At 65.3% G+C, this 18,766-nt stretch carries 15 protein-coding genes and 1 tRNA gene; 9 read left to right on the forward strand and 7 right to left on the reverse strand.

The genetic code is table 11. The features are described 5' to 3' along the window. Nucleotides 1–78: 78 nt before the first annotated feature. The 3 genes from KA261_13595 to KA261_13605 all read right to left on the reverse strand — a co-directional run bounded on the left by KA261_13595 (nt 79) and on the right by KA261_13605 (nt 1,193). Nucleotides 79–152: transfer RNA gene (locus KA261_13595), tRNA-His, on the reverse strand. 174 nt (nt 153–326) lie between these two features. Beyond that, on the reverse strand, nt 327–581 hold the full coding sequence (locus KA261_13600; protein MBP7698836.1) for a hypothetical protein: 255 nt from the start codon (nt 579–581) through the stop codon (nt 327–329). 129 nt (nt 582–710) lie between these two features. Continuing rightward, complete coding sequence (locus KA261_13605) at nt 711–1,193, reverse strand: EVE domain-containing protein (protein ID MBP7698837.1); 483 nt, start codon at nt 1,191–1,193, stop codon at nt 711–713. Nucleotides 1,194–1,307: 114 nt separating this feature from the next. On the opposite strand from KA261_13605, the gene KA261_13610 reads away from it, so the two are divergent. The 5 genes from KA261_13610 (at nt 1,308) to KA261_13630 (ending at nt 5,782) form a co-directional block, all read left to right on the forward strand. Then, nucleotides 1,308–1,967: a protein-L-isoaspartate(D-aspartate) O-methyltransferase gene (locus KA261_13610; GenBank protein MBP7698838.1), complete on the forward strand. Its 660-nt coding sequence runs from the start codon at nt 1,308–1,310 to the stop codon at nt 1,965–1,967. A gap of 388 nt (nt 1,968–2,355) precedes the next feature. Beyond that, nucleotides 2,356–2,754, forward strand: coding sequence for a prepilin-type N-terminal cleavage/methylation domain-containing protein (locus KA261_13615; protein MBP7698839.1), 399 nt, complete (start codon nt 2,356–2,358; stop codon nt 2,752–2,754). Between the two features lie 19 nt (nt 2,755–2,773). After that, entirely contained in the window at nt 2,774–3,337 is a 564-nt protein-coding gene (locus KA261_13620) for a prepilin-type N-terminal cleavage/methylation domain-containing protein (GenBank protein ID MBP7698840.1), read from the forward strand. Nucleotides 3,338–3,350: 13 nt separating this feature from the next. Next, nucleotides 3,351–4,520, forward strand: coding sequence for a hypothetical protein (locus KA261_13625; protein ID MBP7698841.1), 1,170 nt, complete (start codon nt 3,351–3,353; stop codon nt 4,518–4,520). Between the two features lie 104 nt (nt 4,521–4,624). Then, entirely contained in the window at nt 4,625–5,782 is a 1,158-nt protein-coding gene (locus KA261_13630) for a pilus assembly PilX N-terminal domain-containing protein (protein ID MBP7698842.1), read from the forward strand. A gap of 90 nt (nt 5,783–5,872) precedes the next feature. Here KA261_13630 and KA261_13635 read toward each other — a convergent pair whose 3' ends face one another. Further along, nucleotides 5,873–8,350 (reverse strand): S9 family peptidase, encoded by a 2,478-nt coding sequence (locus KA261_13635; protein MBP7698843.1) that lies wholly within the window; start codon nt 8,348–8,350, stop codon nt 5,873–5,875. A gap of 156 nt (nt 8,351–8,506) precedes the next feature. Between KA261_13635 and KA261_13640 the strand changes: the two genes are divergently transcribed. Genes KA261_13640 through KA261_13650 form a run of 3 tightly spaced genes read left to right on the forward strand, consistent with a single transcriptional unit; the run spans nt 8,507 to nt 10,692 of the window. Next, nucleotides 8,507–9,310 carry a glutaminyl-peptide cyclotransferase gene (locus KA261_13640; GenBank protein ID MBP7698844.1) on the forward strand — a complete coding sequence of 268 codons (804 nt, stop codon included), beginning with the start codon at nt 8,507–8,509 and terminating at the stop codon, nt 9,308–9,310. Between the two features lie 35 nt (nt 9,311–9,345). Further along, a complete protein-coding gene (locus KA261_13645; GenBank protein ID MBP7698845.1) occupies nt 9,346–10,116 on the forward strand; it encodes a glutaminyl-peptide cyclotransferase in 771 nt (256 codons plus the stop codon). A gap of 18 nt (nt 10,117–10,134) precedes the next feature. Beyond that, a complete protein-coding gene (locus KA261_13650) occupies nt 10,135–10,692 on the forward strand; it encodes a GNAT family N-acetyltransferase (protein ID MBP7698846.1) in 558 nt (185 codons plus the stop codon). Between the two features lie 7 nt (nt 10,693–10,699). Here KA261_13650 and KA261_13655 read toward each other — a convergent pair whose 3' ends face one another. Further along, nucleotides 10,700–11,116: a GNAT family N-acetyltransferase gene (locus KA261_13655; GenBank protein MBP7698847.1), complete on the reverse strand. Its 417-nt coding sequence runs from the start codon at nt 11,114–11,116 to the stop codon at nt 10,700–10,702. Nucleotides 11,117–11,119: 3 nt separating this feature from the next. Then, nucleotides 11,120–11,647, reverse strand: coding sequence for a hypothetical protein (locus KA261_13660; protein MBP7698848.1), 528 nt, complete (start codon nt 11,645–11,647; stop codon nt 11,120–11,122). 173 nt (nt 11,648–11,820) lie between these two features. Between KA261_13660 and KA261_13665 the strand changes: the two genes are divergently transcribed. Next, nucleotides 11,821–15,216 (forward strand): hypothetical protein, encoded by a 3,396-nt coding sequence (locus KA261_13665; protein ID MBP7698849.1) that lies wholly within the window; start codon nt 11,821–11,823, stop codon nt 15,214–15,216. Between the two features lie 385 nt (nt 15,217–15,601). Here the strand turns inward: KA261_13665 and KA261_13670 are convergent, their stop codons facing one another. Further along, nucleotides 15,602–18,697 (reverse strand): error-prone DNA polymerase, encoded by a 3,096-nt coding sequence (locus KA261_13670; protein MBP7698850.1) that lies wholly within the window; start codon nt 18,695–18,697, stop codon nt 15,602–15,604. Nucleotides 18,698–18,766: the final 69 nt, after the last annotated feature.

Below are 18,766 nucleotides of genomic sequence, written 5' to 3' on the forward strand. Positions count from 1 at the left end.
ACTCAACCGCCTTGACCGTCGCGCCGTCCCGACCGAACAAGGGAGGCCGCCAAGGTGCGGGAGTGGGCAGCGAGTACATACCGGGGGGCAGGATCGAACTGCCGACCTCCTGATCCACAGTCAGGCGCTCTAACCAGCTGAGCTACCCCGGCATGGGCGCCGACAAGGTAGCGCTTTTTGACCCGATGTCAAGGAAATTGGAGTCCCGCGATCGTTCCCCCCGCGGGCGCTCGCCCCGCAATCGTTCGTCGCGCGGGCGCTCGTGCCGCGGGCGCCCGGCCGCCGCGGCGGCCCCGCAGGCGCGCACCGCAATTGTCGGACCCGCTTCAGGCCAGCAGGTGGGCCAGGCCGGCCAAAATCACAACTACCGCCGCCACCGGCAAGAGGATACCGACAAGCCCGCCGATCGTGCCGAAGACGACTCCGAACAGGCCGACCACCAGGCCGAGAGCCGCGCCGAGGATCCCCGCGATCAGGCCGAACAGCCCGCCAATCAGGCCGAGCAACAGCCCGATCCCGCCGAGCCCAAGCAATCCCATCAGGAAGATGACTCCGATTACCGCCACAAACGCCTTGATCACGTCTCGTTCCTCCTCATCCTTCGGACCAGCCAGCCACTCTTCACTACGTTATCCGGCCGTCGAGGTTGCATCCGCACGGAGCCGCCGGCGCTGCCGTCAACGAGGATTACGCCCGAGCGGCCGGACTATTCACCCGGGATCCATGTTCCGGGCGATTCTCCGTACAATCTCCCACTCCGATCTCGACACCGGCTGGACCGACAGGCGGGAGCCGCGGCGAGCAACCTCCATGCCTTCAAGCCCGGGCGTCGTTTTCAACTTCGCCAGCGGGATGAGCTGCCGAAACTTCTCCACGAACCGCACATCGACCATGTACCAGACCGGGCGCGCCGGAGTCGATTTGGGATCAAATTGCTCGCCATTGGCCTCCCAGGCCGTGTGATCGGGATAACCGGCCCGCACCACCTCAGCGATCCCCGCGATTCCGGGGGTGGCCGTGCCGCTGTGATAGAAGAGAACTCCGTCACCGGCTTTCACGCGGTCGCGGAGGAGATTTCGGGCCTGGTAGTTGCGGGCACCGTCCCAGGGAGCGATCCCCTGCGGTGCGGCGCGAAGGTCATCGATGGAGAAGCGGTTCGGTTCCGATTTCATCAGCCAGTATCGGCGGGGCATCTTTTTGCGTCCTTTCTCTGTTGAGCGTCCACCGCCATCCAGTATATTGCAGCCGCCTCGGGCCGGCAAGTCGGTCGGCCCTGGCGGCGGCTTGCGCCTTCGGAGAGTGACGCAATGGCGGATCGAACCAAGGAAGAGAAGTACGCGCTGCTGCGCAGCCGGATGGTCGATGAGCAGCTGGTGCGGCGCGGTATCAGCGATCCCGGGGTGCTGGCCGCCATGCGGGCGGTGCCGCGGCACCTGTTCATTCCCGAGAAGTACCGGGCCGACGCCTACCGCGACAGCCCCGTGCCGATCGGCTCCGGGCAGACTATCTCGCAGCCCTACATCGTGGCCTCGATGACCGAGGAACTGGCGCTCGACCACGCAAGCACGGTGCTTGAAATAGGGACCGGCTGCGGCTACCAGACCGCTGTCCTGGCCGAGATCGCCGGCCGCGTCTATTCGATCGAGCGGTTGCCCGATCTCCACGAGCTGGCCTGCGCCACCCTCGGTCTGCTCCGCTACGACCGCGTGAACCTGCGTCTCGGCGATGGTTACCGGGGCTGGGCGGAGGAGGCGCCGTTTGACGGCATCATCGTCACCGCGGCCGCTCCGCGGATCCCGGAGCGGTTGACGGGTCAGTTGTCGGTCGGGGGGCGGCTCATTCTGCCGGTCGGATCCGAATTCGGCCGGCAGGAGCTGGTCCTCATCGAGAGGACGGCCACCGGCTTGGTGGAGAAAGTCCTCTACGAAGTGAGATTTGTACCGATGCAGGGGGATAGCCAGGCCTAGCGGCGGTCCCGCCCCCCTGGGATCTTCCGAAGTCCTGCCGCTGCTTTTCGTCCACACCGACCCTTCAAGCTAAGCCTCCTTTGAGAACGTCCCCTTGAGCCCCATGGGCCTCGATCGCGACTGGGCCGGAATGCTCCCACGATCGCCCGGCTTCTCGGCCACGGGCTTCCTGATCTCCTGCGCTCCCGGGGGATGGGCTGAGCTCCGGCAGAGTATTGGGAACCTCCCCCATCTTGGCCGGGCGCGGGGCGGCCGGGGCGATAAATCGCCCGGCGGTTCGTATTGTCCGCCAATAGGTTGCAGCCCGACGAGCAGTCCCGGGAACGGGTCGGAGCGTTTGGCAGCCGTTTTGCGGTGGTCCAGGGAAAAGACAAAGGAGTCTGCGGCTATGAGAATGAAATACATTCAGAAACAGAGCGGCCTGTCGCTGCTGGAAGTTCTCATCGGCATGATCGTGCTGGCGATGGGTCTGCTGGGTCTCGCCCCGATGCTGGTCATGTCGATTGAGGGGAACGTGATGTCCCGGGACAACACCGTGGCCGCCAACCTGGCCAAGCAGCAGGTGGAACAGTACGAAGGGATGAACTCGCTCCCGGCGATTCCGTTTACGCTGCAGGAGACGGGCCTCGCCGGCGGGCGGTACACCCGCTCGACCTATATCCGCGGGCACGCCACCGACGCCTCCATCCCCACGGGGGTCTACCAGATCGACGTGACGATCGCGTGGACAGACAACCAGAACGTGCCGCGCACCACGCAGTACTCCACGTTTATTCTCGAACCATGACGGGGAAGGACGGAAGGCAATGTATAGACCACTTCGACACAGCGCGGGCTACACGATCATGGAACTGCTCGTGGCCCTGGTGCTCACGGGCATTGTGGCGGCGGCCGGTTTCAGCTTCTACGTCTCCATGCACAACTCGGCGCTGACGCAGGAGGACATCTCCAACATGCAGCATACGTCGCGGTCGAGCCTGCAGGAGATCGCCAAGACGCTGCGCATGGCCGGGTACAAGCTGGCCGGGCACGCGGCCTACCGGATCAGCGGCGACAGCCTGTACGTCTTCTTCAGCGACACCCAGCCGGTGGACACGGTGCTGTACTACCTGCAGGAGAACACCGCGCTCGGGGTCAACGCGCCGAACGGGTGGAAGCCGATGTTCCTGATGAAGAAGGTGAACAATCAGCCCGCCGCAGTCTTCTCCGATGTCGTGCGCTCGATTACCTACACCGTCATCGACTCGGCCAACGTCCAGGTCTCGATCGAGGCGCAGACGGCGAAGTCCGACGAGTCGTGGGACGAGGACAGCGGCTACCGGTCGTTCACGGCGACCGAGCGGGTGACGATCCAAAACCTCGAACTCTAGCGAGGATGTCATGATGAAAGCGAAGTTACAGACGATACGAGGGAGCGCCCTGCTCATTGCTCTCCTGCTGACAGGGATGCTCTCGCTGATCGCCATCATGGCGATCGAGAGCTCCAACACGGATATCGAACTGTCGTACAGCCAGTCCCACCTCGACGCCGCGTTCTACAACGCGGAGGCGGGGGCGAAACGGGCTTTCGTGGCCCTCAACGATAACGACGACTGGCGGTCCGGGTACGCCGATTTCGGCTTCGGGCAGGGGACGTTCTCGGTGAACCTGTTTGACTCCCTGACCACGCCCAGCCTTGCCGACACCGTGGTCATTCGCTCGCGCGGCGACGTGCGGGAGGCGCAGGCCGAGGTCGAGATGTGGACTGTGCCGGTGTACATCAACCCGTTCGTCTGGGCGATGTTCGCCGATTCCGCAATCACTATGGATCAGACGACCTGCACCGATTCCTACAACTCCGACTCGGGCGCGTACGCGGCGACCGTGCTGCAGGACGAGGGGAGCATCGGCACCAACGGGCGCATTTCGACTTCCAAGACGGTCACGATCGGGGGGGATGCCAAGACCGCGGTCGGCGGCAGCATTACCCTCGGTGCCGGGAGCCAGGTGCTGGGCGACACCTCGACGACGCAGGATTCGGTCAACATCGACATCATCCCGCAGTCGGAATACGACTGGGCGCGCACCAACAGCCTGGCCCCGCTGGGTCTCTCCGGGACCGGCTGGAGCTACAACAACGGCACCCGCAAACTGACCATGGGGTCGTACTCCAGCGTCGTTCTCCAGAGCGGCGTCTACTACTTCTCGGAGATCGTGATGGGGCAAGGGTCGACCATCAGCCTTGCGCCGGGAGCCCAGGTCAGAATCTACATGAGCGGCAACATCGACTTCAACCAAAACGGGCGCGTGAACGCGAGCGGCGCCCCGCAGAACCTCCAGATTTACTCGCAGGGCAACCTCTTCCAGCTCGACCAGGGGAACATCTTCTGCGGTACGTTTTTCGGCCCCAACGCGCACATCCAGTACGACCAGACGACGCAGGTTTACGGCGCCCTGGTGGGCAACAGCATCAAGCTCGATAAGGGCGCCTGTTTCCACTACGACCGCAACCTCGCCAAGATCCGCCACGGCACGACCGGCGAGATGATCCAGGTGGCGTGGAAGGAGCTCTGACGGTGCCTTCCGTCCGCCGGACCGAGACACAGAACACGGTGGGTCGGGGCGGCCATGACAGCGGCCGCCCCGCCTTCACCTTTCAATCTGGGGAGTACGTACCGATGGACAAACCTTTCACCACTGAACGGGGGAGCGCCCTGCTGATCGCCCTGCTGCTGACAGGGATGCTCACACTGGTGGCCTTCATCGCCATGGACAACTCCAATACCGATATAGCCCTGTCCTACAACGTGATGAACAGCGACCGCGCTTTCTATGCCGCCGAGGCCGGGGTCAAGCGGTCGCTCGTCGCGCTCAACGCGGATCCCTCCTGGAACGAAGGCTTCGCCGACGTCCCGATCGGCGCCGGCAGTTTCAGCGTGGCGGTCGAGGACAGCTCGGTCACTCCGGCCCTGGCCGACACCATTATCGTGACTTCGACCGGCCTGGTCCGCGATGCCCAATCGACGATCGAGATGACGCTTGTGCCGGTCCGGTTCAATCCGTTCCTCAAAGCCCTTTTCGGCGACAACTCGGTGGACATCAAGAACAGCATGGAATCCGATTCGTACAACTCCGATTCCGGCGCCTACGCCGGCACGCGGACGTGGCACGACGGGGATGTCGGCTCGAACGGAACGATCACGATCGCGAACGGGGCGATTGTCGGCGGCGGCGTGGCGACCTCGCAGCCCGGCGGGCTGAGCATCAACGCCGGCGCGACCGTCTACGACGACACGACCAGCACGGCCCCGCGGCAGGAGGTGCCCGACGTGCCGCAGACGGAATTTGACTGGGCCGCCGCCCACAACCAGAATCTCAGCGGTATTTCCGGGAGCTTCACCTACAACCCCTCGACGAAAGCCTTCGAGACGTCCGGCAGTGTGACCCTGAGCAGCGGCGTGTACTATTTCAGCAGTATCATCCTGAAAAACAGCGCCTCGATGGAGGTCGCACCGGGGGCGACAGTCATGATCTACGTGACGGGGGACATCGAGATGAAAAACTCGGCGGCGATGAACACTGCCGGTGCTCCCAAAGACCTGCAGATCTACTCGCAGGGGGACATCGTGCTCAAGAACAGCGGCGACATCCATGCCGTGTTCTATTCCGCGGGCGGCGAGGCCGACCTTCGTAATTCGGGCCAGTTCTTCGGGGCGGTGGTCGCGCGCGACATCGTCGTCCACAACAGCGCCAAGTTCCACTACGACCGCTCGCTGGGCGAAATCGAGAAGAATTGGGACGCCCACATGAAAGTCGTCGCCTGGCGCGAACTCTAGCGCCCGCGGCCCAGGTCCGCGCGAACTACAGCGGCTGCCGTTCGATGGCGACGGCAGCCGCTTTCTTTGATCGTCCGGCCCGCCTCCGGGCTACTCGGCGCCGGACATGCTCTTGACCGCGCCGGGCTCCGCCAGCCGCCGGTTCTTCACGTAGGTGTCCAGCCATTGCGTCATCTCCCACAGCACGTGGAGGACCGATTCCCGCGCCTGGTAGCCGTGGCTTTCGTGCGGGAGCATCACGAGGCGGACTGTCGCCCCCTGCCCTTTCAGAGCGGCGTAGAACCGCTCGCTCTGCATGGGGTACGTGCCGGGGTTGTTGTCGGCCTCGCCGTGAATCAGTAGCAGCGGTTCGTTGATCCGGTCGGCTTGCATGAAGGGGGACATCGTGAAATATGTCTGCGGGGCCTCCCAGAAGGTGCGCTCCTCCGACTGGAACCCGAAGGGGGTGAGGGTGCGGTTGTAGGCGCCGCTGCGGGCGATCCCGGCGGCGAACAGGTCGGAGTGGGCGAGCAGGTTGGCGGTCATGAACGCGCCGTAGGAATGCCCGCCGACAGCGATGCGGTCGCGGTCGGCCACGCCCCGGCGGACCATCTCGTCGACCGCCGCCCGGGCGCTCGCCACCAACTGCTCCACGTACGTGTCGTTCGGCTCCGCATCTCCCTCCCCGACAATCGGCATCGAGGGATCGTCGAGAACGGCGTATCCGAGCGCCAGCCAGAGCAGGGGAGACGACCAGGAGGCGCGGACAAAGCGGTAGGGGGAGTCGGTCACCTGGCCCGCGGCGCCCGCCGACTTGAACTCCTCCGGGTAGGCCCACATGAGCATCGGCAGCGGGCCGTCCCGCTTCGGGTCATACCGCGGCGGCAGATAGAGCTTGCCGCTGAGCTGCACGCCGTCAGCCCGCGTATAGGTGACCAGCTCCTTCTTGACGTCTCTCAACTGCGGGGTCGGGTGGGGGAAGAACGTGATCTGCATGAGATCGTCGTGGCGAAGATCGCGGCGGAAATAGTTCGGCGGCTGGTCAACCGATTCCCGGCGGGTGAGCACCAGGCGGCGGTCGATATCGAGGAAATCCACCGGCTCTTCATAGTACGGGGCCGCGGAACGAAACAGACGGGTGGTCTCCTTCGTGTCCACATTGAAGGCATCGAGGAAGGGCTGGTTGCCCTCCGGCGAGGCGCCGGCCCCGGTGCGAAAGATCACCGTCCCGGTGTCGGCCGTCGCCAGGACATACGTGCCGCGCCCGCTCCGGTCCAGCATCGGTGCGCCCGGGTCCTGGTAACGGTCCTCCCACGACCGGTCGACGATCAGCTCGGCGCGGGCCTCCGGCCGGCCGGGACGGAGGCGCCAGGTCCGGACGGTGCGGGTCGGCCACCAGGTCTCGTTCACCAACGCCAAGCTGTCATTGCCCCACTGGACACCGGAGTAACGGAAACCCAGCGTCAACAGCGCCGCCGGCTCGCCGGTGAACGGGGCCGGAAGCAGAAAGAGGCGGTCGCGCTCGTCGGTGACGACGGCGGCATCCCCCCCGTCGAGCGCCTCCACCCAAAAGAGCGCCGCGTCGGCATCCGCGCGCCAGTCGACGTCGCGTGGGCCGGTCGGGGCCGAGCCGAACGTGATCGGCACCCGGTCGGCCAGCGGGAGGTCGGCGACCCGGTAGACGGTCGCGCCGGCGCGGTCCCACACCTCGATCGTGCGCGGGAAACGCTCGGCGGGCACCGTGTACGAGTAGGGGCGATGAATCGTCTCCGCCAGAATGTAGCGGCCGTCGGGCGAAGGAGACGTGTTTACGAGGACTCCGGTCCGACCGACCGGCGTCACCGCGCCATCGACGGTCACGAGCGCCGTCTGGGCGGCCCCGTAGTAGTCGAACAATTGCTCGTCGCAGGGGTTGGCCAGAAGGTCCTGGTAAGTGCGGGCGGGAGCTTTCGCCCCGAGATTCTCCTGGACGTTCGGGCCCTCAGGAACGCGCGGTTTGACGGGCGGCTCTCCCCGATCGTCGGGGAGGAACCGAACAAGCAGCGTCCGGCTGTCCGAGAACCATGTGAACGGGCTGCCGAACACGGCGTTCAGGGGCCGCTCCGAAAGCCGCCGGGCGGTGCGTGCAGCCAGGTCGAGCAGCCACAACTCAATCCGATCCTCGATCGTACAGGCAAAAGCGACCCGTGACCCGTCCGGAGACCACTCTATGTCGGTGATGCGGACGGGAGAGGGCAGACCCGTGATGGGATACTCGGTCCGATCATCGAGCGTCCGCAGCTTCATGCTGCTGTAATACCCGCCGCGGCTGGGGCCGTTGGTGCGGGGGTTGATGCGCTCGCCGGCAAGCCGGAGTTCCGGTTGGGCCACCTCCTCGAGAGGCGGGAGGGCGGGGTACTCCAGGAGGAGAAGGTTCTGTCTGTCGGGGCCGAGCGACAGCCGCGGCGTCCGGGGTGCGTCGACGATGTCGACAATCGCCTGCGGCGGCGTCTGGTAGGTGATGTTCTCCTGGGCCGCCGGCCCCGTCGCCGGGCCGAGCAGGGCCAGAAGAAGGAAGAGCGCGCAAGCGGTTCGCAGCGGGCGAGACATCATGGCGAGACTCCTGTAGAAAAGAGCACACATGTTGCTGGTCACGCCGGGAGTATAACACGGCCGGCGGCCGGGCACAAGACCGTCGGAATTGTCGTTGCGTCTTGAGGCCGCGCCCGGTAGTTTGGCCAGCGGATGATGCGAACTGCGTGCTACATGAGCCGCGCCGGGTGCGCGCTGGCCGCGCTTAGCGTGGGCGCGGCCCTCTCCGCCGGCTGCTCGAAATCGACCGATGCCGAACCGCCGCCGGCCCCCGACTCCACGCGCACTTACACGTACACGGTGATCGACAGCTTCCCCCACGACTCGACCGCGTACACCCAGGGCCTCGCTTTCGGTCCCGAGGGTTACCTGTACGAGGGGACCGGTTTGTACGGCGGCTCGTCGCTGCGCCGGGTCGAACTGACGACCGGCCGGGTCGATACGATGATCGGCCTCGCCGCGCTCTATTTCGGCGAGGGGATTGCCCTGCTGGGGAATCGCATCGTCCAACTCACCTGGAGAGAAAACTCGGCGTTCGTGTGGAACCGCGCATCGTTCGCGCGGGAAGGTCAGTTCAGCTATGCGGGCGAGGGCTGGGGGCTGACCTTCGACGGCAGCCGGTTTATTATGAGCAACGGCGGCTCGGCTCTCCAGTTTCGTGACACGGCCACGTTCGAGATCCGGCGGAGCGCCCAGGTTCGCGACGACGACGGGCCGGTTGACCGCCTCAACGAACTGGAGTATATCGACGGCGAGGTCTGGGCCAACATCTGGCTTACCGATTGGATCGCCCGGATTGACCCGGACGACGGCCGGGTGACGGGCTACGTCGACCTGACCGGGCTGCTCTCGCGAACTGCCCACCCGACGGCGGAGGTCCTCAACGGCATTGCCTGGGATTCGGCCGGGGCGCGGCTCTTCGTCACCGGCAAATACTGGCCCTGGCTCTACCAGATCGAAGTGCGGGAGGCGCCGTGACGGCCGGGCCCGGCAGGCCGCTGCGCGGCGCGGTCATCGCCGCCTTGCTGGCGGTGCTGCCGGCCGCCTGCGGATCGTCGCAGAAGCAGCCGGCGCCGCCGGCGAAGATCGCCGCCTACCGGGTGAAAGTGATCCGCACGTATCCGCACGACAGTCTCGCTTTCACGCAGGGCCTGGCCTACGAAGGAGGCTACTTGTACGAGGGGACCGGGAAACCCGGCGCGTCGAGCGTGCGCCGGGTCCGGCTCGAGACCGGTGCGGTGCTGCAGCGCCGCGATCTGCCGGCGCCCCATTTCGGCGAGGGAATCGCTCTGGTCGGAGACCGCCTGGTTCAGCTCACCTGGACCTCCCGCACCGGATTCGTGTACGACCGGGCGACGCTCGCGCCTCTGTCCGAGTTCAGGTATCTCACCGAAGGCTGGGGGCTCACGTACGACGGGATCCGTCTGATCATGAGCGACGGCAGCGCGACGCTGCAGCTTCTGGATCCGCAGACGTACGAGTATTGCAGTTTCCTGGCCGTGCGGGCCGACGGCGAACCGGTCGAGCGGCTCAACGAGCTGGAGTATGTCGACGGCGAGATTTTCGCCAACGTGTGGCCCGGCGACCGCATCGCCCGTATCAGCGCCGCCACCGGACAGGTCACCGGCTGGATCGACGCCTCCGGGCTGCTCGCGCCCGAGGACTACGGCGACAGCACCGATGTCCTCAACGGTATCGCCTGGGATGCCGAGCACCGTCGTCTGTTCCTCACCGGCAAGTGCTGGCCCAAGCTGTTCGAAGTAGAACTGGAACCCGTGGAATGACTGCAAGGAGTGTGAGCTGTGCGCGCCGGTAAGTCGATCGCGACGCTGCGGCTGGAACTGATCCCGGCCACGCCCTCGTTGCTGGCGGCCGATGTCGCCCGTTCGGCCCGATTGGCGGAGGAACTGGGGGCGGTCGTGCCGCCCGACTGGCCGCCTTCCGAACTGGCCGAGGTGCTCCCGCGCCTGCTGTCGGCTCTGGAGCGCCGTCCGGACCTGCGCGGCTGGTGGGCCTACTACTGGGTGGCTTCAGGCGAGGGACGCGGACCGCGCACCCTGATCGGCAGCGGCGGATTCCACGGCCGGCCCGATGCCGAAGGGTGCATCGAAATCGGCTACGGCGTGTTGCCGGACTTCCAGGGCCGCGGATACGCGACTGAGGCGGTGGCTGCCCTGGTCGCCTGGGCGCTGCGCCATCGCACGGTTACGATGGTCTTCGCCAACACCGGAGCGGACAACCAGCCGTCCATCCGTCTCCTGGAGCGGCTCGGATTCCTCCGCGCAGGCATCGGGGCCGAGCCCTGGACAGTCCGTTTCGAGGTTGACCGGCGGCGCTTTCGCCGCCCCATGCCCCGGTAGCCTCCTGCTAATCCGGTTTTCCGCCTTGCGCCGAAAAATCCCGCCGGCTCATCCCCGCCGCGCGCACGAATCCCAGACGCTCATAAGACGGCTGGACTGACGGATCGCACATCAGGTCGATCATATACAGCCCCGACAGCCGCTTAAGCAGTCGCCGGACCAACTCGCTTCCGATGCCCTGTCCCCGGTACTCGGGGAGAACCTCCAAAAGCGGAATGTAGGCGGAGAGGACGCGGTCGGTGAGAGCGTTGATGAAGCCGACGACGCGGCCGGCGGATGGATCGATCGCGAGCACGACACAGTCGCTCCGCCGGAGGATGCGCCGGTGCATCTCCGGCGACGGAGGATTCGGCCAGCCGGCGAAAAAGCCGGTCAGACGGTCGGGCGCGAGACCGGCCGCCGAATCCACATACTCGATCACCATGGATCACCTCCCCTTGGCAAAGCTTAGAATGATCCCCAAAACGAACGACCAGAGCGCCGCCAGGCCGATCTGGTACTCGGTCGGCAACGAAAAGGTCAGCGTGTGAGCCGGGATCCAGAACCACAGGAGCGTCCACCACGCGGTGGTTAGCCCGGTCATGTCCCAGCGGCGGAGGATGAGATTGTCCTCGAGCCGGTGGAAGAACATCATCTGCGGCCCGAAAAGGAGGTTGGTGAGCACGGAGACGGCGAACGCCCAGCCGAGCCCGGCGCCGCACGCCGCGGGCAGAAAATGATGGTCCAGCAGGGCCGCCGTAAATCCCTTCATCCCCGTGAACCCGTACTTGATGACAATGCCGAGCACTGCCCAGGCCGGGACTTTGGCGAGCGTTTCCCACCACGTTCCGGGGAGGGCGGGGCGGCCTCTCCGGATGCTGACCGAGACGATTTCACCAAGCGTGCCCAGCAGGGCAAACTGCAGGGCGGCCGAGAGCAGCGGGCGGGCCGTGACCCAGGCGACGTACGAATCCATCATCGCTCCAAAGGCGGTAGGTTGATGTCGACGACAGCATATCGGCCGCAGGCGGTGAGTTCAAGAAAAAACAGGAGAGATTAAACAGACACCGGGCGACTGCCGTCATTGATTGACAGCACAGGCATGGCGCGCTATTGTCAGGCATCAAATTCAATCGAGGAGGAACGAGGATGACCAGGTCTGGTATTGTGACAGCGTGGGCGCTGGCCACAGCCTTTCTCTGGACTGCAGGCCAGGCCCGAGATCAAAAACCGGACGCCGGTGAGGGGCGGCAGAACCGGGCGCTGTATGTTGCACCGTACGCCGCAGACACTGTGATTGATCCGCTGATCAACTGGCCGACGTACTATGGCCAGCAGAACACGGGACTGGTGCGCGCGACATTCGGGGATAATGGCTCCTTTGGGTGGTCCTTCCTGCGGCGTACGATGGGGATTCCCGGTTGGCCCGAGGCAGGTTTCGAAGTACCGGTGAGCAGCGGGGTCGATTACCTCTTCGGAGGCGCCGTCTGGATCGGCGGGGTGGTGGGGAGCGACACGCTGGTGTCCACAGGATCTGAAGGTTGGGTTAACGTGCGGGAGTTCTTCCCCGATGATCTCGCGGGCGCAGTCGATGAGCTGTTCGGTCCGGCGGACTTTGCGATGCGGGCTGAATTCACCGATACCAGCGTCGCCCGCGTTTCCGTGACGGATGAGTTTGACTCCCGCCTGCACCTGCCGCTGGATGTCCGGATCACCAACCGCAGCCATGCCTGGCGCACGTCGCCGGCCGATGCGGCTGTCGTCTATGACCTGGTAGTGACCAACATCGGCGTCGAGGCGGTTCACGACGGTTATATCGGGTTCTACTTCGACTCGGATGTCTGCGGTGACTGTGACGCCAACTCAGGTTTCGCGGATGATCTCTCCGGGTCTCTGCGCGAACAGGGAATTGGCTACGTCATTGACAACGACGGGGACTCATTGCCGGGTGAGACGCCCCGGGCGTTTTGTTTCAAGCTGCTGCACTCGTCCGTGCCGCTGCCCGACACGAGCTTCAACTGGTGGGCCTCAAGCGCAATCGCCGAACTGGATTTCGGTCCGCGGATGAAGGACCGGCCGGGCGACCCGTACCGGGATTTCGGAACCGGCGGGACAGGCACCGCCGTCGGGGATGCCAACCGGTACTACCTGATGCGCCATCAGGAGTGGGACTACGACCAAGTATGGTGTCACTCCATTGGTCCGGATGATACCCTCTGGTGGCAGCCGCCGCTGTCCCTGGCCTACGACCTGGCGGACGGCTTTGACGCCCGATTCCTGATGTCGTTCGGGCCGTTCGATCTGGCGCCGGGCCAGAGCGAGCGGTTCATCATCGCCACCTTCACGACCGATTCGATCCACACGCTCCCTGGGAATGCCGCCAACTTGCCGGGGGACCCGGCAGCCTATCTGGCGAACCTGGACTTCACCAGCATGATCCGCAACGCCAACGTGGCCGATTCACTGGCCGCGATCCTTGTTGACCCGCTGCAGCCGCCGGCCGGCTTGCAGGTGAGAGCGACCAGCGGGAACGACGTTACCATCGGTTGGGATGGCTCCTGCCTGCCCGAGGTGACCGGCCATGTCGTTTACCTGTCAGTGGTTGACCCCGCCTCTCTTCCCTATCCCGGGGTTGCCCCGCCCTGGCTGGAAATGACCGAATTGGAGATCGAGGCCACGCCCGGGCCGGAGCAGTCCGCTTGGACGCTCCCGAACCTTGCGACTGATCGTTTCTATCTCGCCTCGGTTTCCTACCGGAGTGCCTCCGGGACCGGTGAACCCGCCCATCCGATCACGGTCTGGGCCGGCGAGCGCGCCGAGGCGCCGGAATTTGTCGGCAGCGAGTACGTGTTCGTCGCGCCGGGCGACAACATCCCGCTGAGCTGGACGACACTTTCTTCGATGGCGGTTGATCACTTCAATCTCTACCGATTTTCTACGCCGCAGGATGCAGAGAACGCGTACCATGCGTTCTACGACCGTGGGTTCGCAGCGTCTGCGATCGCGCCGGCGGATTCGTTCGACGTGAACGGGCGGCGGTACTACTACTATGCCATGTCGCCGTATCAAGTACTTCCCGGCGCGGCGACATTATTTGTGGACGAACCGGTTGCGGAGAGCACGACCTACATCGTCGCGGCAGTCGATCCGGCCGGATTCGAGTCGCACTTCTCGGAGCCGGTCGAAGCGGTGCACGTGCCGCCGCGCGATAAAGATATCCTCGTGCTCACCCACGGTTCGCTCGCGGGCGTGCAATTTCAGAGCCTCAGCAGGGTGGTCGAGTTCTATGACTCACTGCTGACCGGCTACGATTACGACCTATACGACTGGGGCGACTCCAACCGCATCTACATCGAAACCGACTGGCACCTGCTGATGGAGTATAATCTGGTGGTCATCGATGACGATCTGCGGGACGGCATCTTCCGCCCGGTCTGGGAGGACACCACGCAGGCGTTCACCCGGTACCTCCTTTCTGGGGGGCGTCTGGCGTATTTCGGTTCAGGGGGCAGCATGGCCGGGGTGGATGCCATTACAGGCGCGCCCTCGACGCGAAACCTGACCCATTCGTTGGTGAGACGGTTTTTCGGAGCGGAGTCCGGCCGAATCGTCCCGGCCATCTACCTGGCCGCCCTCTACCATTTTCCGCCAAGCTATGCGGACACGATATTCGGATTCCAGCGGGCCGATCCGGCGGCGCTGGAGTACCCCGCGCTGACCTATGATCTCGCGAGCGGGCGCATCAACCCTGGCGCCCTGCAGCTCTGGCCAACTAATGCGCCGCTCTCGGTCTCGACTTTCGCGCCGACCGCCGCCGGGGAGGTCACCCACTTGTTCGGAGCCGATGCCGCCATCAATTCGACCATGGCCGGAGAACCCGTGGGTATCCGGCGACAGGTCGGCCCGGCCGAAACGTACCTGTTTGGATTCCACCTGTGGTACCTGGAATTGCCGGGCGCGCGGGCGCTCATCGACGGGATGTTCGACCGGGCGGTGCTGGCGCGGTTTGATCCGGATACCGTTCTGATGGTATCGGCCTGGAGCCTTGAGCCGGAGACGCTGACTGTCCATGTGGGCAACCTTCCGTCCGGCCTGTCGGTGTACGACATCGAGTCGGGATCGGTCCGGCTGTCGGAGACGGTGGTCCCTCTGTCAACGGAGTATACGTCCGGTGTGCCGGGGTTTGTGGGTGACGTGCTCGCGGTCAGGGTCTCCGCCGCAGACCTGCTGTCGCTCTACGGACAGGTCTACGGGTATTTCCGAATTCCGATCAAAGTCTCCGGATCCTTCGCCGGCGGCGATCCGTTCGCCGTGTACGCGGGGCTCGTGCTGCTCGGCAAGCTGGTCGGAGACTACGACTGGAACGGCAAGGTGAATATCGCCGACATCACCATGGGGGTCGATCGCCTCTTCCGCGGTGCTTATCCGGAGTTGGCGCCCGAGGACATGGATGTCTCCGGCGACTGCCGGTTCGGCGTAGCGGATCTGGCGGTACTGATTTCGTACGTGTTCCGCGACGGTCCGCCGCTCATGCGGTGTCCCTGACCGGGGCCCGGTGCGCGGGAGCCGGACACAGGTTCCGGGGGCGCCGAAAGGAGGTTCTTTTTCTTGTTGTCAAGAGGGAGTCCGGAGGATACATTGTCGTCAGGAATGGCGCCGCTGCCGAAGCGGTGGCTGTCGAACCGGCGCTGTGCCGGTCCGAGGTTTCAACCGTCTCTCCTTTCAGGGAGGTCGCATGCTCTATATCATCGATCCGATCGGCAAGAAGCCGAGCCCGTGCGGGCGCCTGAGCATCTACCCGGTGTGCCCGCCGGTGGTGATCTGCAAAGTGTACAAGTGATCGGCGCTTGCTGATCGAGTTCGTGAGGTTTGTGTGACACGGCGCTCCGTCGCGATGGCGGGCGCCGTGGCTCTGTTTGGGGGGGCGGGCTTAGCGGAAATCGCGCGAGCGGAACGTGACATCCCCCGGGGCCGCCTCGAGCGGCGCGAACTGCCTCCCGATCACGTTGATCACTCCGTCCTGGCGTTCAAGAATCCCTTGCACGATCAGCGCCTGGTGGTGGACAATGGTGCGGCGGTGGCGGGCCAGCATGCTCGGCATGACGACGACGTTGATGAACCCGGTTTCGTCCTCCATGGTGAGGAAGAGAAAACCCTTGGCGGTCACCGGGCGCTGGCGGATGACGACCACGCCGGCGACCGCGACCCGGCTTTTGTCGCGGCGATGGCGCAGGTCGGCGGCGGCGAGGATTTTGCATGCGGCCAGCTGGTCTCGGATCAGCGCCATCGGGTGCGGCCCGGTGGAAAGATCCATGCCCTTGAAATCGGCAACAATCTGCTCTCCTATGTGCATGGGGCGCAATGTCGTATGGCCTGTTTCCTCAACTGCTAAGTCAAGCTCTCCCGCGCGCCGCGAAAGGCCGAGCACAATCCAGAGCGCCTGCCGCCGGTGATACCCGAAACAATCGAACGCCCCGACCCGCGCCAACTGCGCCAGCGGCTGCGGGCCGAGACGGCTGCGGCGCACGAAATCTTTGAGCGAAGTGAACGGTCCCCGGGCCTGTTCGCTTTCGATCGTCGCCCGCGCGGTTTCGCCGATGTGCCGCACGGTCCGCAGGCCCAGCCGCACGGCGTCGCCTTCGACCGTGCTGTCGAACCGGCTGCGGGACACGTCGACCGGGAGGATCATAACGCCGCGGCGCCGGGCCTCGTAGACGATGCTCGACGGCGCGTAGAAGCCCATCGGCTGGGCGTTGAGCAGCGAGCAGTAAAATTCCTGGGGGTAATACACTTTCAGATACGCGGAGACGTACACGAGCAGGGCGAAGGAGGCGGCGTGCGACTCGGCAAAGCCGAAATCGGCGAAGGCGGCCAGTTGGTCGAAAATCCGCCGGGCGGCGTCGTGGGGAATGCCGTGCCGCTGCATCCCGTCGATGAGCCGCTCCGCCAGCGCCGCCATCCGCTCGCGCGAGCGCTTGTGCCCCATCGCGCGGCGAAGTTCGTCCGCCTGGCTGGCCGTGAACCCGGCCGCCGCTACCGCGACCTTCATCCCCTGCTCCTGAAAAAGCGGCACCCCGAGAGTGCGCCGGAGAATCGGCTCAAGGCACGGGTGCGGATAGGTGACCGGCTCCTCGCCGTTGCGGCGGCGCAGGTAGGGGTGGACCATGTCCCCCTGGATCGGGCCGGGACGGATGAGCGCCACTTCGATCACGAGATCGTAAAAACAGCGCGGCCGGTGGCGGGGAAGGGCGTTCATCTGCGCGCGCGACTCGACCTGGAACACGCCGAGCGTCTCCGCCCGGCAGAGGAGGTCGAAAACTTTCGGATCATCGTAGGAGAGCCGGGCCGGGTCGATCGTGACGCCGCGGTGCTCTTTCACCAGCTTGAGCGCGAGGTCGATCAGGGTGAGCATGCCCAGCCCGAGCAGGTCGATCTTGACCAGCCCGGCCGCACCGACGTCGTCCTTGTCCCACTGGATCACGCTCCGGTCGGGCATCGTCGCATTCTCGATCGGCACCACCTGCGAGAGGGGCTTGCGGGTGATGATCATGCCGCCGACATGAATCCCGAGGTGGCGGGGGAAACGGTGAATCTGACGGCAGAGGTCCAGCAGCAGGCGGACGCGGCGGTCGCCAAGATTGAGCGCCGCCTCGCGCAGCCGCTCCGCGACATCCTCCGGCGAGGCCCAGTGGTCGAGCAGTTTGGACAGGCGGGTGACCTCGTCCGGAGAAAACCCGAGCGTCTTGCCGATATCGCGCACCGCCGACCGTCCCCGATAGCTGATCACCTCGCATACCATCGCCGCGTGCGTCCGCCCGTACTTGGCATACACGTACTGGATGACCTCCTCGCGGCGGTTGTTGGCGATGTCGATGTCGATGTCGGGCGGCTCGCGGCGTTCCTCGGAAATGAAGCGCTCGAACAGCAGGTCGAGCTTGATCGGATCGACCGCCGTGATCCCGAGGCAGTAGCAGACCGCCGAGTTGGCGGCCGAGCCCCGCCCTTGGCAGAGAATGGCGCGCTCGGCGCAGAAACGGGCGATATCCCAGACGATGAGGAAGTAGCCGGCCAGCTTGAGCCGGTCGATGATGCGCAGCTCGTGTCTAAGCTGGCGGACATGCGGCTCCGCCATCTCCGGGTAGCGCCGCCGCGCCCCGGCCCAGGTCAGTTCCTCCAGGTAGCTCTGCTCGGTGTGCCCCGCCGGAACCGGGAAATCGGGCAGCGAGGTTTCGAGCTGCTCGAGCGAGAACCAGCAGCGCTCGGCGATCGCGAGGGTGTGGGCCGCCGCCTCGGGGTAGCGGGCGAACCGGCGCGCCATCACCGCCGGCGGCTGGAGGCACCGCTCCGCATTCGGGTAGAGCAGCTCGCCGGCCTCGTCGAGCGTGGTGTGGTGGCGGATACAGGTAAGCACGTCCTGCAGCCGGCGGCCGTCGGGGGCGGCGTAGTGGACATCGTTGGCGGCGACCGCGGGAAGGCCGAGCCGCCGTCCCAGCCGCACCAGCGCGGCGCAGAGGTGCTCGTGCACCGGCAGGTTGTGATGGCGAAGCTCGACATACACGTGGTCGCGCCCGTACAGGTCGCGGTAGTCGGCGAGCAGCCGTTCCGCCTCCGAGTGCTCCTCCCGCAAGAGACACGCCGCGAGGTCATCGTGGACGAGCGCGATGAGACCGTCGGCGTGCCGCTCCAGCAGAGCGCGCGACACCCGTGCCTCCCCCTTGGGGCTCTCCAACTGGGCGGTGGAGAGCAGCTCGGAGAGGTTGGCGTAGCCGGCGCCGTCTTTGACCAGCAGCACCAGCCGGTGCCCGGTGTCCAAAAGCGCGGCCGCCCCGAAAATCGGACGGAGCCCCGCCCGGCGCGCCTGCTGGTCAAAACGGACAATACCGTACAGACCGTTGGTGTCGGTGATCGCCAGCGCGGGATAGCCGAGTTCGACCGCCCGGTCGACCAGCGCCTCCGGGTCGCTGGCGCCGTCGAGGAACGAAAAGTTCGAGTGGCAGTGGAGTTCGATGTAGGGAACGGAGGTCATGGATCTTCTCGGTCAGGCCCCTTGTGGTCCTGACATTCTTGCCATCGATGAGGACGACCCCGTCAGGAC

It is taken from the genome of Candidatus Zixiibacteriota bacterium, assembly GCA_017999435.1.
Classification (GTDB): Bacteria; Zixibacteria; MSB-5A5; order GN15; family FEB-12; genus JAGNLV01.

What these genes read in the sequence shown, in the direction of transcription:
- KA261_13605 (MBP7698837.1), bottom strand. Translation starts at nt 1,193, where the DNA reads ATGCCCCGCCGATACTGGCTGATGAAATCGGAACCGAACCGCTTCTCC.
- KA261_13610 (MBP7698838.1), top strand. Translation starts at nt 1,308, where the DNA reads ATGGCGGATCGAACCAAGGAAGAGAAGTACGCGCTGCTGCGCAGCCGG.
- KA261_13615 (MBP7698839.1), top strand. Translation starts at nt 2,356, where the DNA reads ATGAGAATGAAATACATTCAGAAACAGAGCGGCCTGTCGCTGCTGGAA.
- KA261_13620 (MBP7698840.1), top strand. Translation starts at nt 2,774, where the DNA reads ATGTATAGACCACTTCGACACAGCGCGGGCTACACGATCATGGAACTG.
- KA261_13625 (MBP7698841.1), top strand. Translation starts at nt 3,351, where the DNA reads ATGAAAGCGAAGTTACAGACGATACGAGGGAGCGCCCTGCTCATTGCT.
- KA261_13630 (MBP7698842.1), top strand. Translation starts at nt 4,625, where the DNA reads ATGGACAAACCTTTCACCACTGAACGGGGGAGCGCCCTGCTGATCGCC.
- KA261_13635 (MBP7698843.1), bottom strand. Translation starts at nt 8,350, where the DNA reads ATGTCTCGCCCGCTGCGAACCGCTTGCGCGCTCTTCCTTCTTCTGGCC.
- KA261_13640 (MBP7698844.1), top strand. Translation starts at nt 8,507, where the DNA reads ATGAGCCGCGCCGGGTGCGCGCTGGCCGCGCTTAGCGTGGGCGCGGCC.
- KA261_13655 (MBP7698847.1), bottom strand. Translation starts at nt 11,116, where the DNA reads ATGGTGATCGAGTATGTGGATTCGGCGGCCGGTCTCGCGCCCGACCGT.
- KA261_13660 (MBP7698848.1), bottom strand. Translation starts at nt 11,647, where the DNA reads ATGGATTCGTACGTCGCCTGGGTCACGGCCCGCCCGCTGCTCTCGGCC.
- KA261_13665 (MBP7698849.1), top strand. Translation starts at nt 11,821, where the DNA reads ATGACCAGGTCTGGTATTGTGACAGCGTGGGCGCTGGCCACAGCCTTT.
- KA261_13670 (MBP7698850.1), bottom strand. Translation starts at nt 18,697, where the DNA reads ATGACCTCCGTTCCCTACATCGAACTCCACTGCCACTCGAACTTTTCG.